We start from the raw sequence: 15,517 nt of genomic DNA, 5'->3' as shown, positions 1-15,517 counted from the left end.
CAACAATTAGACCTGATTACCCACTCATTCATTTAGCATCAGGCAGATATAAAAAATAAAGGGAGCCGAAGCTCCCAAGTTTATCAATTCTGTAATTCAACCATCTTAATTCACCACCCTCACACTCTGCTGCAACCCCTGCTGAATATCCTGCACAAACCCTTCAGGTGAACCTTGTTGCTCTACCGTCAGGTTCTGCTCTTGTTCAGGAAAGTACTCCTCCAGCACGTCTAACCCTTCTTGTATATCCATCTCAAACCGTGCATTGGCAAAACCTCGTCTGGCAATATGATCCAGTGCCTCCTGATAAAACCCTGCCTGCTTGCTCTGTTCATCAATTTGCTTGGCTTGAGTAATGGCATCATTCAGGCTAATACCCTCTCGTAAAGTTAGATCCACGTAGTACACCGGCTGGCGATAGCTTTGTGTGGTACTTTTCCCTCTTAAAGTGAGTTGCAATGGTAGGCACGACAGTAAGCCTCCTGAAGCTGCACTGTAGTAACTCAAGCGTGCTGCCAAAGTCCGAATACTGTTAAAGCCTGTGGTTCTAAAGATAAATGTTCCAAACTCATCCGAGTCATCCAAATTCACATGCAAACGTCCATAAGGCTTGCAATTCCCTCCTTGAGCCAATGGACATAAATCAGGTGATGGACAGGGATGTTGCTCGACCCCTTGATTGGTTAAACGTTGGCAGGTTTCACCATTACCTACACAAACAGGTCGACCGGTCTGCCGATCGAATAGGCTGTACTCCGCACGTAAGTTTAAATCAGGATCATTAAAGATCATTCTAACTGGAATGGTTCTAAGTTTTTGATTGGGTGCCTGCGCCCGAAGTTGTTCATCTAATGGATGTTTTATCCAGCCACTCTCTTTACTTTGAATCTGGGAAGTAATGGTGAACTGATCATCTTTTTCAGGTAGACGTTTGCCATTCTTTTCTACCATACGGCCAATACTGATACGTCCCAGAGCCGGTGGTGTAATCGCTAAACCTTTAATCATGGTTTGTAACTCCTAATATTTTTTTACTGCTGACCCTTTGTTATGTAAACAAATACAAAACCATTTAAAGATCAGATGAAATGCAAAGACCGCCATTATTAGTCCACCGCTCCTTCGGGAGTCGGTGGATCGGGGTGGTTTTTTGCGCTTTTTGGAAGATTAGAAATATCGATGCGATGAATTCAGTCATCTGTGTAGATCTGAAAACGTCGTGTACCTGTTTTGCTTTGCGGAAACTGCTCAAGCATTTCTGGGTGAAATTTGAGTAAGGCTTTGCTGTCTAAACTGATTGAATCTTTGGATTTCTTCCATGTCACTGAACCACTGACAAAGGTTGCTCGTTCAGCATCCCTCATCAACATCTGAATTTGATGCTTAGTTTCATCAAAATTGTTTTGATGTTTTTCAATGTGATGCTTTTCTTGAATCAGTTGAGCAAACAATTGATTGGCTTGTTCGTTATGACTCAAGTCTTCAACAGTCAACGGAATATGTTGTGGATAGAGCTGCTGTATGGCTTTGGCTGCCGATTCACTGGCATCCACATCAGGTGGTGTATCATTTTCCACACATTCCCAAAAGTAGCGTTCAGCATTGACGATATGCTCAATCACTGATTCCGAGCGTGTCACTTTGAAAATACGAGTTTCATGCCCACAGATCAGTACGCAAATATGTGCTGCTTTTTTACCTGTCACCGCCAATTGATGTTGTACCTGACACAGGACATATAAAGGCACACCATCTCGCCAAAGTTTGGCACCATATTCTCCTGCGGTTTTACATTCTAAAATTTGTACTTCATCACTGCCCACCACGGAGTAATCCAAATTAGCTAGCATGAAATGCTTATCCGCTTCGGGATGTTGCAGTACAGCATTGATACGACGGACTTTGTTGTTGGTGTGCATGCTGTAGTATTCAGCGACCAAAGGTTCAAGTTGCTTGCCCCAATATAAAGGTGCATGTCCTGAACTTTCATCTTCGATGGATTGTTTAACTCGCCCTGTTTTGATCATCCACAGTTCAAGCATCGACATATAGGGATTCAGCCCACATGCGGATGCACAGTCACTACTGCCGATTCCCTTGCGTCTTACTTCAAGCCATTCTGCCTGTGTCATATTTTTGGTATTCACTAGGCGTTTGGCTGTAAACAATTTTGGGGCAATAAAAGGTGTACTTGCTTGTTGAATGGAAGGATTTAATATTGCTGTATTCATGTTGAATTCCTGATTTTTAATTGAGCGTTATGAAGTCGTTTTGATCGAAATGACAAATTTCGGGCATAAAAAAACCACAGCCGAAGCTATGGTTTGATTATTCTTAAAATTTAATATTCCGTTTTAAAATAAGAATATAGGTCTAAATTTCCATGACTGAAAAATGTATTTGTCTCACTATGCAAGCATATTGAGTGCCTGCTCCAATCCTCGTTGTTTGATCGATGCACCAGCACCAAACCAAGCTGAATCGAGACGGTGATCAGTACTCATAGCTCTGCGTTCATGGTCAATAAATTCTGTGATGGAACACAGTAATCCATAGGCTGTTCCTTTGGAAGAGCTCAGCTCTGCACCACGCCCCTGACCGTTAAACATCTCCATCGCTTTACTCATCGATTTGGCATTCGGTTCAGATTTTTCCTTGCTATTGGCTTGGGCTTGCAAGGCTACATCACGGTAGAACTGAATGATGTTGTCCTCCTGATCTAATACGTTGTTCATGGTGTTGTTATTGAATACTGCATCAAAATAAGCAGAGGCTTCCATCTGACTAACCTTACGCTGTGTCAGTTGCTTCATTTCATACATGTGTTCATCCCATGCACGTACTGAAATACCCAATTGCTGTTTGACCTTATCTGCATCAAATTTAGTACTGTGTGGAACTTTGACCACACCTGCACTGCTATTTTGTCCTTTTAAGGCAATGGATAAAGTGTTGTTACAGACCACACGGATCGAGGTAAATTGTGCGGTGGTGGCAAGGGTTCCATCACATGCGGTTGCTAAAAGCATATAGCCATTACTGACATCTTTACCCTTTAACATAGAGGTTTGTCCAGTACGTGCCAATGCCCAGAATTTCTTTCCACCTTTCAATACACCTGCGGTTTCAAGCTCAAAGCCTGATTGCTCAGTGAGGTTGCGATAAAATTCTAAAATCTCTCTGGGTTGAACTTCCTGAAAGCGTTGACTGACGACTGACAGTGGAGCATGGGTATCAGAACGATAAAGGACTCGTTGTTCTTCATAGGGCATGATGATACTTTGCCCTCGTTCATTTTGAGCCATATAACTGACATTGGAGGATTCAATGCGCCAGTCCATGCCTGCTTGTTGTGCCCAGACTTCTATCGGTTGGTTTTGGGTGAGTTGGTTGCCGAGCCCATGCCAAGGGGTTTCTCCGACATACGCCATTTGTTCAATTTGATGTGACATCGTTTTATTCCTTTTAATTTGAAATTGAAATTTGAATCTGTGTTGATACGAATCAATCTTTAGTACAGAAGATGTGTTGGAAACTTTTGGTAGCAGTTATGGCAGAAGCATAAATTTTGCTGTGATGGTGTGCTTGATTCTGTGAATGAATTCAATACACTTCCCAAAACCGTTCCTGCGATTCCACCAATAATTGGTGGTAGATTGAATGTCTTTGCGACTGTTGTTCCTAATACTCCCAATGTGGTTGGGGTAACCAGACTAGATAAGGTTGTATTGGATTGTTGCGTACTTGCTTCAACCAACATCACATTCGTTGAATGGCAAAAGGGACAGCTCAAGCTCATAGCTCTACTCCTTAATTTTGGGCATAAAAAAACCTGCGGGGTGGCAGGCTTTGTTTTCATATATTCATGAATGGCTCGAAAAAGCTTCATGATTCTCATTAGGATGTTATGTATTTGAAATAATTTAGAATGTTATTCAGTCTACTTCGCTATTTGCATTTTTTTGATATTTTTCCGCCAACAGCTTTGCTGTGATTTTATTTAACAAATTTTATATTACCTCCATGCTGTAAAGGAGATAATCATGGCTAATTTATATCAATGTGCAGAATGTTACACAACACTCTATGGCGATGCTTTACCAGAAGGTGAATATTATAATTCTATCGTGAACGGTGAACTATGCTCTTCATGTCAAGCTGAGCAAGATGATGATTTTTATGACGATGATGATTGATATGAAGTTTTCAAACAACAAAGACATTCATCAATTCATTGTTAAACTTTTAAGGCAAGAATCTATCTATTTATCTAAAGGGAAAAAGCATAATTTTTTAATGATTAACAATAGGAAGTTAGCCATTCCATCTACGCCAAGTGATTTTAGAAGCTTTCAACAATTTAAACACGATATAAACCGATTTTTAAGAAGAAATTAACATGCAAACACCATCATTAGTATTTCCCACAGGCGCGGTACTGCTCAGAGAAATCACCAACCATTTTGGCTTAAAGAATCATACAGGTCTAGCAAAGCAAATAGATGAATATACGAATAATATTCACTATCCGCATTATTTTGAAGAGAGCTTTATCAAAGCACTTTTTAGTACCAAATATTTTTCAGCAAAAATTCAAAGTAAAATGATTCATGCATTTAGAAAAGCAATGCAGGAATTTTATGATTTTCAATTACTATTTAGCTTGAATGGTGATGCTCAGCAAAAGACCACAAATGATTTCTTGAATCTGATGATCTCAGTAAAATTTATTCCTATTCTAAAGCAACATTTAGTTTCACTTGGCCTCGTAGCCAAAAACCAAAAATCTCATTTTTTATGTGAACTTTTAAAACAAAGTTTTAACGTAAAAAAACTCGATAAAGAGCTACAAGATCGATTCAGAGTATGGGGAAATTTAGAGGAGTTACCTGATCCGCAAAACTTACACCTTATTGTTAAAAGTCATGTACATTTCACTAATCAAGCAGATGTTCTCTCCGCTCTTTTAACTGCTAGAGCTTTAGATAGTCTTTATAAAAATGGCATAACAGAGAAAGACATTTCAGATCAAGAGTTTGCGCCTTTTATTCAGCAAATGCTTAACTCAGAAAATGAATCGGCATATATGCATTTGTCATTGAATGAGTTTATTTTTTCATCTTTGTTGAAACTTCCAAAAGAAAATATCATTTTAGATAAATATACAGATAATGCAGAAGGTACTCTATCCCTCCTATATAAGCGTATTCAGAATCAATCCAATCAACTGGAATTTAGTCTCACAAATATCAACTTATTTATGGAGACCATTGATCAATATCCAGAGTTTGAAAGCCTTCGCTTTAGTGGTTATTGGGCTAAGGCTCGTTACTACTTATTTACTGGGAAACTTGAAGATGCAATTCAACCCTATACGAAATGCGTAGAAAGTTGCATTCAATATGATGGACGTAATCTTGAGCAAATTTTAACTGAGGCTTTGACGGCTTGTTCATTACAAAACTCGCCTGACAATCATTCAATCAGAAAATTCGCCAATATCGCCATTCGCTATCATTTACGTTTCTCTAAAGTTGATTTAGATTTCGACAACCTTCCGCAAAAGTTTAAATTGGAAAATGTGTTTGAACCATGGGAACTAAAGGCTTTAAAAACTAAAGTATGTGATATTTTTGATAAACAGTTATTCATTAGAGATGAATGTTCTTTTTTAAATGATCTACCAAATCAAAAGTTTTTGACTTTGAAAAACAAGATAAGAATTGATCTAAGCCAGCCGAATAAGGTCATCAAAATTGATGAACAAAAAACAGTGAAAATGCCTCAACTTTTATATGCTATTCAATTACGTGATGTTAAAACTGTGAAAGCATTACTTGATGCTGGCGCAGATATAAATAAATTAAGTTCTAGCTATGATTCTTCGCTCACGATGTGCTTATATGATCATATTATGGAGTTATCTGATGAACAGCAGCAAATATTAGCTATACTATTAAAGCATACGTTTTTACCTGTAACATTAAATGCAGTCTCAACAAAAATACGTTTAAGCGCATTGCACCTTGCCATTCAACTTGGGGATGTTAATTTAGTAAAAACACTGGTGGATATGGGTACAAATGTCAACTTACTTGCGGATATTGATCACCACACTCCATTACACCTCGCTTTAAAAATGCTTCACTGTGTAAAAAGATCATTTCATTTTGAGGACATGATTCAGCGAACCTTATTACATCCCGAGCAAAGCAAGTACAGCTTATATCAACATTCAGCAGGAAAACTCAAGTTAAATGATGTTTTGAAAAATCTGGATACGCCTACGGGCAGGATGATTGGTAAAGAAGTGTTTGAAGCAATGAAATCCAAAGCATCTGTTGAACAGCTTAACAAAATCGTATTTATCCTACTTAATGCTGGTGCAAATGTGAATCAGCCAGCCAAGTTACCTATTTCAGGCTACACACCATTTATGCTCGCTTTAGAAAGTGATGAGTATGAAATTGCTCAATATATGTTAGAGCAGTGTAAGGCGGATATGAATGGTTCTTATGTTAACCCACGTAATGGTCAGTTGGTCTTTCCGACAGACATTATAAATCACTTTAAATCAACACAGTGCAAACAACTGATTCATTAATAGAACCAACTTATATCACTGTTAAAATCTTACTGTATGTCAGTAAGATTTTTTCTAGATATTTACCGAATAATCCCACATTTCTTTACACACATTTAAAAATTTATTAAATACAGTATCTCACAAGTTGATTATCAAAATAAAATCAGTAAGATAAATCCAAAAATCACCAATGACTTAAGAATTATGACCCAAATTAGAATTGCCGAATTTTGTGAAAAATATGGATTTACCGAACATCAAATTAGACATGCGACTCGCTCAGGTAAACTTGGAAGAATTGAGAAAGGTGTGCTCAATGAAGAAGAAGCATTACAAGTTCTAGAAAGTATCCAACCTAAAAATATTGGTCTAATCACACTGCAAAATGAAATTACTGAATTAAAAAAACAATTACACAATGCACTTGATCTAAAAAACTATTATGAAACTGAGTTAAATAAATTAGGCATATTTCCACCACAAATAGCGAAAATTCCACTTCACCCTGAAACGATAAAAAAATTAAGTGATCAGCCCACTTTTTCTCAAGAGTGGATGAAAGATCAAATACAACAAACGCCTGAATCCGAAAGAATCTTCAAAGCCCGTAAAGTACCAATTCCTCCAGAAGCGTTTACTTCTAGCCTACCTGACAAAGAACAATAGAACTTGATCTGTATTCAATCAAAATGCCTAGCACTGTTGGACATTTGCAACAATCCATATCATCGATCTTTGATTTTAATTTCTTTTTCACTACAGCTTGATTGACTCAGCGAGACCTTAAATTTATCATTCCATTGCTGACCTACATCGTCAGTCGGTTTTAGCAGACCGTTCAGCCAAAGCACACTAAAAAGTTTATCTTTTTGGTGGGCGACCCTGCGTGCCCCCTCTGCGGCGGAACGGGAGGGGGACACCTTCGGGTGTGCTGATCCTTTGGCTATCAGTCTGCTAACCCCTTTTCGTTTCGCCACCATTATTTAGCAGTAATGCGGTGAAACTTCTTTCTAGCCAAAGGAGTCATACCCATGACTAAGCATTTTTTATCTTTATTGTTTTCCCTAAAACGATTTTCAATTTCCTTGTTACCCTAATAGCACCCATAAAATTTTGCTGATTGAACTAATCTAAAAGCGATTTAGCCTTAGAAAGCTTTGTCTCACCCATGATTCAGTGAGTTGAGCAAAATTGATAACACAATAAAAAATTCGGGGAATCGATGAAAATGCTAACTTCGCTTGCACTCATCTCACTAGTCATGATGACAGCAGGCTGTGCCAGTAAAACAGAACGTCAGTTTATCAGTGGTTGTAAAACAGGAGGCATTGATGGCAGTACCTGTTCATGTATCTACGACAAACTTGAAAACAAATATGGTGAGGATGGACTGAAAGAAAATATCTATACCTTACAGCAAACTGAATCTTTCCAGACAGATATGATCAATGTGTCCTATCAGTGCATGAAGGAGTAGCTATGCGAACACTTGCAGGCATTATCTGCGTCATAGCTGTGATTTGTGTACTGGGTCTACCCTTCATTGGTTTCATGATCGTGATGGGAATTTTTATTGCATTGGCAAAATTTGCAACTGGGGGAAAGTAAATGAATTCAAATATTAAAACAGGTCTGATTAGCATCTATCTAGTAATCGGCTTTTTCTTTGCAGTCTATCAACACTTTTGGGGGCAGTATAACTACAAGTCTTTTGCCTACAATATTGGACAGGGCTTTGTTTGGCCTGCGGTGATGTTTCCTGTTGTTGGTAAAATTGTAGGGGGTATTCTGACCCTGTTATTTATCTGGTTCGTTGTTATTCGTCCAAAAATATAAGGGAGTGCAATCATGAAATCTTTACTTTCCACCATTGCCCTGTGTTCCCTATTGATGGCATGTAGTCAAGGTAATCAATCTGCAAAGACTGATACTTCGGGTGAGTCTGCCAGTGCTGTTGCAAAGCATACCAAGCCTGAATCTATTTATGCACCCTATACCGAGGAAGCAGTCAAAGCCAGATTGAATGATATGCGAGCGATTGTTGATTCAGGTCATTTATATTTACCTGCATATGAGAAGGAAGCGCAGTCTTACTTGGATAAGTGGCAGACCTACCCTGATATGCTAAAAGCTATGATGGAGTCTGAGCTTGATCCAACCGATACACAGGAAGTTGCCGATATCCCGCTTGACGAGGAAGAGGCTGCTATTGATGATGTTGCCTCAATCAGTGCCCGTGGTCGTATTACCGCTCAGGAGTCTCAATCTGCATTCAATGTGCCTGGTGCAATAGATTACTTCCTTGAAATCCAATCAACCAATGAACAGCCGTTTACCTTACAAGGTTTAAAGATTAACCGTGGTCGCTGTGGCTTTAGTACAGGTGATTTTTATAGCAAAATGCCTGTGACTTTAAATTATAGCGGTACAGTGAAATATTTACTGAAATGTAAGGGTGATCAAGTCCTTGAAGCTGAAATCATTACAGATCAAGGTAATTTCAATATTACATTTTAATAATATTGAATCGTACATATTGAAAAGCTCGGCAGCTTGCCGAGCTTTTCAATTTCATCTCAGAATAAAAATTCTGAGCTGGTTTAATTCGAGTTATAGCCAAACTTTCTTGTCATTAAAGTATCTTTCCACCAACTTTCTCTACTCAATATGACTTTGTCATCCGTTGTCGATTTAAAAATATCGAGAATTGAATATCTAAAATGGTTTTCAATATGCTCTTTCGAAAGTTGTTTAAGCTGAACATTCCCACCATGTCGACTTTTCACATAATTCTGCCATCGATTTAACAACATATTTTCAGCATATGCAGATCCAACATATTGTTTCCCATTAGATGTATCCGTAATCAAATATACTGCTTTTTGATTTTGCAAAGCTGTCTTCCATGATTCTTTTTCAATAACTCGTGTTAACTCCTGCCATGATATATTTACATTTTCATATCCTGGGAAAATATCATTGTCAAAAATATCGGGAAGAAGTTGATGTACTTCGCATTCATCAATAATTGTATTTGCCCAACGAATTAAGGTTTGAGATGAATTTTTATATTTCACAACTAAGCGACCAAAGAACTTACGGTATTGTTCCAAAGCCTCAAACTCATATCCAACATCATTAAATTTATTAAGATCCTTAGTCACTCTTCCGACATGAACCAATAGCCATAAGTCTTCATTTGGTTTTATTCTGATGAGCCCAATAGTGAACTGGCCTTCTCTATAAGATTTCTTGGAATTATAATTCCAATAGTGCCCTTTAAGAATTTCGTCAATATTCCCATTTTTAAATACTTCAATCGGGTTCCAATTTCCACCAAACATGACATTCAGTCTAATTTTTGTATTATCTAAATCTTGAATTTGCAAAAGATCATTGAGCATGACCTTATGATGAGCCTCAGCTAAAATAGACAGATGCTCTATTGCTTTTAAAACTAGGCCTGAGCGAATAGTATGAGGAAGCGTACCTTCTACAAAACGCTCCATGCGAATGACTGCTGTTAAGAAGGCTAGTGTCGTATTTTTATCAAACTGAAGAATTATGTTCTCATCTATATCGGCATATACCGACAATACTTCCTGATAATTCAAAACCATCTCATTAGCCATAGCTTTAATCAGATTATCTTCAATATCATTTATAGCCAAGTCAGGATGTAACTTTAAATTCTCTAAACTCGGAATAATTTCTAAAAGTGAATGATTTAAGTTCATAAATTTTTATTAAAAATATAGTAAATTTAAACCAATAATTTACAATAAAAATATAGTTTTATCTGTCCAAAAATTAATCTTCATCAATCCTAAACGTCATATTGCGTCGCTCATTAGTATCTAGATTACACAATATAGAGAACACAATACATTAGATGTGTTCTCTATTAAAAATTCAATATTTATAAACCTCTTCGGTTTTTCGAATCGATCACACCTTTACCAAAACTACGCATATTTGACGTATCCTTGACCCTTGGATGTTGTTGCTCTTTTTCAGCATTCACCAGATAAGGGACAACGTAATTCAGAAAATTATTAAGTTTATTTTCATCATGACGATGAATCATACCAATCCCTAATGTCCCCATCGCTTCATAGATCGCCATATAGTCGGGATGGTTACAGTTAAAAATATAACCATATCCATGAGTAATCTGCTTCCAGCACTCACCGACCCACTGCCCCATCATAAAACCTTCTTGATGTATATTTCCATCGTACATAAGCAGGAGATGACAATGGTAGCCTTTGCTTACCCCATGCTCCAATGCCCAAGCATAACCTTGCAAACCACTAAAGCAAGAATCCTGATCTGCGATACGCCGACGCAAGACTTCTAAGGCTTGGTTAAATGCCTGAATGTTGTATAAGGCTTGATATTCTTTCTTAATAGATAGATCCACCCGAACAACTAACGTTCTCGCATAATGATGAATGAGTGTGGATGCATAATCAAAAAGGCTTTGTTGATTCTTCAATTCACGTTGTTGATGTTCAATTAGTTGCTGTTTTATACAACCTGATAATGATTGAATATAAGTCAGAATATGCCATACAGTCATTTCATCAAAATACTTAATAGATTCATAATCTGCCTGTGGCATTTGGCTCAGTGTGTAATCAACTGTCTTCACAATCTCAATGAATATCAGTACTGTATTGCAATAGAATAAATGAGCGTTATAGATTGGCTTAAATGACTGAACTAATTTTTGTAGGTCTATCATTAGGTTTTGATGATATAGATCATAACTACCTAAGCATACTTCTTGAATGAAATGATCTACTCCTGCCAGCACTTCTGCTTCATGGTAAAGCTGATCATATTGAACATTTTGGTACATTTAGGTTCTCACTGAAACATAAGGTTCATATGTAAGTGAGAGATGTAAAATTTTACTGATCAGGATTCTGTAGCAGGATGTTGTGGTCATCCTGCTCTACTGAATATGCTTAAAGACTTTGGAACATACTATAGGGATAATTCACAATGTCTTTAGCATTGTGATATTGATACGTTGTCTATAGCCCATTAAAGTATGGACTATACTGTACTGAGTAAATCACTACACTCACTTACTGGATAAACTATTGTTTATATTATTAATATATTACTTATAGTTAATAATATAAGATACCTGTTAAGCCTTCTGAGCTGTTGTTTAGGTAAAATCATTGATCCACAAGATGCTGATCACCAATATATCGAAATTAGCTTAGGCTAAAGTTACGCCTTAGATTTGGTTTTAACTTTAGATTTAATCACACTGCCTTTTACTAAAACTTTAGGGACTCGGACAGTCGCTTGTCGCTCATACAGCTCAAGGAAGCTGTAGTAATTTACCAATACTTCAAAGACCTGCTTTCGTCTAGATTGGTCACCAATTTCAAGTAACAATGATTGCTGATTCAACTCAGGAACTGATGGCATCAAAGGAACCGTATCGAATAATGTTTTAAATCCATCCTGTTGAACAGTATTCATTTGGTTTTTCCACATTTCCCCAAACAAATCATCCTTACCTTTTAGTTCCTCGTACTTTCTCGCATCAAAAACCAAAATCAGATCAAGATAAGCATACTGTCCAGCATATTCACGCCATGCTCCAAAATAGCCTGTCATACTGGATATTGGTTCCCTACTACGATTACGTAAAAACATTTCAGTGATATTTTTTGAGAAAATCTGCTGATTGACTTCAGCCTCATTTGACTCCAAACCAAAGCGAACTCGATAAAAAATACATTCCTTTTTAAGCAAGCTTTTTAAATATTTCTGCAAACTATTCAACCTCAGTCCACACTTTTTATAACTCGCTTCAATATGATCATTTGTAGAAATATCCTCATCACTAACACCTACTGCTTGGACATAGTCTACATATTCAATGACTTCAGCGATCGTTTCATTGTTTTCAATTGTAGTTTCGTCTAAATCCACTGCTCCTGAATGCTGCACTTGTTTCCAGATTTTAACATCTAACTTAGACTGTCTGATATTCGAGTGATAATCCAATCGAAGCTGCTTGACCAATGCATTGAATCGTTCGGCACCTTGTTTGCTGGTTTTCGCAGCTAATTGTTGCTCAACCTGCCAAAGATTTATATTCATTAAAAAGAACTGCACATTAATATTTAGCCGATACAAGTAAGGGCTTATTATCAACAGTTGCAAGTCAGGCAAATGACTGAGTATCCATAACAGTTGATGACCTATACGCGTGATTGAATGCTCAATTTCTTCAGCACTCAACTCAACATTCCCCATTCTAATAGGCAGATCAAATGCACCAACTGTGGTATCCATTACTGTCGCCATAAATATTTCAATATTCTGAATGAGTTCTATAAAATCTGGAAAATCGCTTAACTCAAGTACTAGCTCACGATTGAAAATTTGTGAAATCTTCAATCTATTTTTTGCGATGATAGGTAGATGGCGGATCGCCCATATTTTATCATCCTCATATTGCACTAAATCCTGAAAAGATTTTCGCGCCATCATCGTTAGATCGACAGGAAAATTACGTTCATCTAAAAGTTCAGAGGAATACCAAACTTGATTGATCGGGTAAATTTGGTTATTGGGGGTATATAGAAACTGAATGACACCATCCACATGCTGAAAAAAATTCAGAATCCAATATTTAAAATCTTTTACTTTTCGTTCATCCGTTAACTTGATCTCCCCATCGATTGCATTTTTTTTCAACTCTTGAGCAAGTTGCTCCCCCCAATGATGAATATGAAAAGCTCGATCAATTAGAATCTTTTTAAACTCAGATTCAAGTCTTTTAATTATCTTGGCTGCTACTTGTTCTTTTTTATTGTTCAATATCAATAAAACGTTGAGATTTAATCCTGATACAAGATCGTGTTCCACCTTGGTCATCATAAAGAATAATCCTGCAATCCCCTGCATCATCTGCTGTAACTGTGGGATTCGTATCAATCGATCTTGAATAAACGAATGATAGTCATCCATTCCACTGAACTTGAACGGAATCTGAATATTTAGAGACAGGCAATAAAGTGATTGATATCTTTCCAATAGGGTATCAAGAAGTTGCTCACTCGTGACTTGATGTACCAAGTCAGGAATTACATAATTTGGCTGATAGTTGGTTGTACTTAAATACTGTTTCAACCTAAACAAAACATCAAAATACAAATGAGGCTGAAGATGTTTTCCATTACCTACACCTGATGGCAACACTGTATTCGCATTTCCGTTTAAATGTGGATACAAGTACAGATGATGATTTAAATTTGATGACGATTGTTTCAGAAAATTCAGCATATTCCAAACTAAATAAAGTCCATCGCCTATTTTAAGATATGGGAAAAACCTTAAATTCTGATCACAACTAAACCGTTCAATTTCTTGTCTTTTAAGCAACCAATTCGTTGCCGTACTGTGCATTAAATTGTACTTAAACCGATCCAGAGTCAAAGAAGAGTTTTGCTCAACCAAACACCACAAATACTGCAACTTTTCCAACTCATCAATCAGCTGTTGAGTATGATCAAAACCACTCGCATCGTCTCCATAAGAAACTATCATTTTTAATTTTTTAAATTTCAAAATATGAAATATATCTGTAACATTAATTTTTGAATTATTCAGACTAAAATCGTCTAAAATGCCTATATATCTTGATTCTTTCATCATCTTAAAATGTATTATTACATGTATTATTTAAATTATAGCGCATAGGAAAGTTAAAAAAAAATATCTATAAAACATTATTTCATATTCTATAGACAACAATCCTTTGTATTGTTTTCAATAAAGTGATTTTCAATTTTATTATTTAATGAATAGAAGCCACAAAAAAAAACAAAAGTTTCTACTTCTGCCTTAAAACTAAAAATATCTTTTAGACTCAATTCACTAAAAATCACATTCCTACAAATACACATACATAACAAAATGTGTGGTGGATATGCTGGGCGAAACCATCCAAATCAAAGGTAGCTAAACTATAAAAAATATCAGCAAATATCTTTATGAAGAATTTCTCGCAATATCTCAGGCTGAGTTCTCAATTCATGAATAATAGTTTCGGCAATGTAGCCACCACTGTAAGGCATTTTATAGCCGAATTTTTCCATCTCTCTAGAAGGATATTTTGACTTGAGAATTTGATTGATGCTTTTCAGTTCCAGTTTTAATTTTTCTATTTTTTTAATTATTGATGCTGGCTTTCTTCGCACACCCCTAGAATCAGCAGAGGCTTGTTTAGCTGACTGCCACTCCTGCTCAAGCAACCCGAGCATTTTTTGCTTCTCTGCAAGCTCCTCCTTAAGCCACTGAATGTCATAGACCTTGAAGGCTTTGAGTAAATCATTAAGAATAAAATTAACTGCCTGATTCAAGTTCTTCCATGTACCGCGACGTGCCACTTGCTCCCGTAAAATGCGATATATAATTTCACGTCTTGGATATAAATGCTTGTCGTAACGAGCTTTGACTGCAATGATTGCCTTTGCACTTTTGGCAAGTATATGGTTCTTAATAAACTCCAATCCGCCAAGCATTTGCACATAGGCAATTAAAACATCTGAATATTGTCTTTGAAATATTTTGGTAGGTAATATGCCCACATCAGCTCTTAACTGACTAATCTGTATTAAAAGTTCAGCGAGCTGAGATGGTTTGAAGGGAATATTCAAATCACTTCCCATCATTTCAGCAAAAGAAATTCTCTCCTCATTAACTGAAAAATCATTCTGCTGCATTCTTTTTATGATTTTTTCTTTTTGATCAATATATGATTGATTCTCCGTTGCTATTAACTCATCATCCAATTCACACTGATAGTAGTAACAAAAGTTTAACCATATATTTTGCTCAAGCTGCTCTAAGCTTGATATTTTTTTATCAATCATAATTTATTAAAATACAGAT

At 36.7% G+C, this 15,517-nt stretch carries 16 protein-coding genes and 1 pseudogene; 8 read left to right on the top strand and 9 right to left on the bottom strand.

All coding sequences use genetic code 11. The features are described 5' to 3' along the window. Window positions 1-105: 105 nt before the first annotated feature. The 4 genes from WA352_RS05305 to WA352_RS05290 form a co-directional block, all read right to left on the bottom strand. Entirely contained in the window at window positions 106-1,008 is a 903-nt protein-coding gene (locus WA352_RS05305; RefSeq protein ID WP_005206892.1) for a recombination directionality factor, read from the bottom strand. Between the two features lie 182 nt (window positions 1,009-1,190). Continuing rightward, the gene (locus tag WA352_RS05300; RefSeq protein WP_005206891.1) at window positions 1,191-2,231 is read right to left on the bottom strand and encodes a YqaJ viral recombinase family nuclease; all 1,041 of its coding nucleotides are present in this window, start codon (window positions 2,229-2,231) and stop codon (window positions 1,191-1,193) included. Window positions 2,232-2,408: 177 nt separating this feature from the next. Then, on the bottom strand, window positions 2,409-3,452 hold the full coding sequence (locus WA352_RS05295) for a DUF932 domain-containing protein (RefSeq protein WP_005206890.1): 1,044 nt from the start codon (window positions 3,450-3,452) through the stop codon (window positions 2,409-2,411). Between the two features lie 59 nt (window positions 3,453-3,511). Continuing rightward, window positions 3,512-3,799 carry a hypothetical protein gene (locus tag WA352_RS05290; protein ID WP_081400810.1) on the bottom strand — a complete coding sequence of 96 codons (288 nt, stop codon included), beginning with the start codon at window positions 3,797-3,799 and terminating at the stop codon, window positions 3,512-3,514. A 244-nt stretch (window positions 3,800-4,043) separates the two neighbouring features. On the opposite strand from WA352_RS05290, the gene WA352_RS05285 reads away from it, so the two are divergent. The 8 genes from WA352_RS05285 (at window position 4,044) to WA352_RS05250 (ending at window position 9,103) form a co-directional block, all read left to right on the top strand. Continuing rightward, a complete protein-coding gene (locus WA352_RS05285; RefSeq protein WP_005206888.1) occupies window positions 4,044-4,196 on the top strand; it encodes a hypothetical protein in 153 nt (50 codons plus the stop codon). Next, a complete protein-coding gene (locus tag WA352_RS05280; protein ID WP_225761790.1) occupies window positions 4,180-4,398 on the top strand; it encodes a hypothetical protein in 219 nt (72 codons plus the stop codon). Before WA352_RS05285 ends, WA352_RS05280 begins: the two co-directional genes overlap by 17 nt. A 1-nt stretch (window position 4,399) precedes the next feature. After that, entirely contained in the window at window positions 4,400-6,604 is a 2,205-nt protein-coding gene (locus WA352_RS05275; RefSeq protein WP_016653071.1) for an ankyrin repeat domain-containing protein, read from the top strand. Window positions 6,605-6,790: 186 nt separating this feature from the next. After that, on the top strand, window positions 6,791-7,252 hold the full coding sequence (locus tag WA352_RS05270) for a hypothetical protein (protein WP_005206884.1): 462 nt from the start codon (window positions 6,791-6,793) through the stop codon (window positions 7,250-7,252). A gap of 556 nt (window positions 7,253-7,808) precedes the next feature. Continuing rightward, entirely contained in the window at window positions 7,809-8,063 is a 255-nt protein-coding gene (locus WA352_RS05265) for a hypothetical protein (protein WP_017402032.1), read from the top strand. Between the two features lie 2 nt (window positions 8,064-8,065). Continuing rightward, the gene (locus tag WA352_RS05260; RefSeq protein ID WP_005206880.1) at window positions 8,066-8,194 is read left to right on the top strand and encodes a hypothetical protein; all 129 of its coding nucleotides are present in this window, start codon (window positions 8,066-8,068) and stop codon (window positions 8,192-8,194) included. Beyond that, complete coding sequence (locus WA352_RS05255; RefSeq protein WP_336141454.1) at window positions 8,195-8,422, top strand: hypothetical protein; 228 nt, start codon at window positions 8,195-8,197, stop codon at window positions 8,420-8,422. It abuts the gene before it with no gap. A gap of 12 nt (window positions 8,423-8,434) precedes the next feature. Continuing rightward, window positions 8,435-9,103 carry a hypothetical protein gene (locus WA352_RS05250; RefSeq protein ID WP_005206876.1) on the top strand — a complete coding sequence of 223 codons (669 nt, stop codon included), beginning with the start codon at window positions 8,435-8,437 and terminating at the stop codon, window positions 9,101-9,103. Between the two features lie 83 nt (window positions 9,104-9,186). On the opposite strand, the gene WA352_RS05245 is transcribed toward WA352_RS05250, so the two are convergent. The 5 genes and pseudogenes from WA352_RS05245 to WA352_RS05225 all read right to left on the bottom strand — a co-directional run bounded on the left by WA352_RS05245 (window position 9,187) and on the right by WA352_RS05225 (window position 15,498). Beyond that, window positions 9,187-9,990 (bottom strand): GIY-YIG nuclease family protein, encoded by an 804-nt coding sequence (locus WA352_RS05245; RefSeq protein WP_032811740.1) that lies wholly within the window; start codon window positions 9,988-9,990, stop codon window positions 9,187-9,189. A 33-nt stretch (window positions 9,991-10,023) separates the two neighbouring features. Continuing rightward, window positions 10,024-10,206 (bottom strand): annotated as a pseudogene (locus WA352_RS05240) (DUF6508 domain-containing protein); the annotation flags it as partial. A gap of 299 nt (window positions 10,207-10,505) precedes the next feature. Next, window positions 10,506-11,450, bottom strand: coding sequence for a YagK/YfjJ domain-containing protein (locus tag WA352_RS05235; protein ID WP_033133795.1), 945 nt, complete (start codon window positions 11,448-11,450; stop codon window positions 10,506-10,508). A 383-nt stretch (window positions 11,451-11,833) separates the two neighbouring features. Next, the gene (locus WA352_RS05230) at window positions 11,834-14,278 is read right to left on the bottom strand and encodes a hypothetical protein (RefSeq protein WP_033133794.1); all 2,445 of its coding nucleotides are present in this window, start codon (window positions 14,276-14,278) and stop codon (window positions 11,834-11,836) included. Window positions 14,279-14,601: 323 nt separating this feature from the next. After that, entirely contained in the window at window positions 14,602-15,498 is an 897-nt protein-coding gene (locus WA352_RS05225) for a hypothetical protein (RefSeq protein WP_033133793.1), read from the bottom strand. Window positions 15,499-15,517: the final 19 nt, after the last annotated feature.

This window comes from Acinetobacter sp. 102, assembly GCF_037028485.1.
Classification (GTDB): domain Bacteria; phylum Pseudomonadota; class Gammaproteobacteria; order Pseudomonadales; family Moraxellaceae; genus Acinetobacter; species Acinetobacter higginsii.
This window is presented reverse-complemented; position numbering and strand designations above follow the sequence as displayed.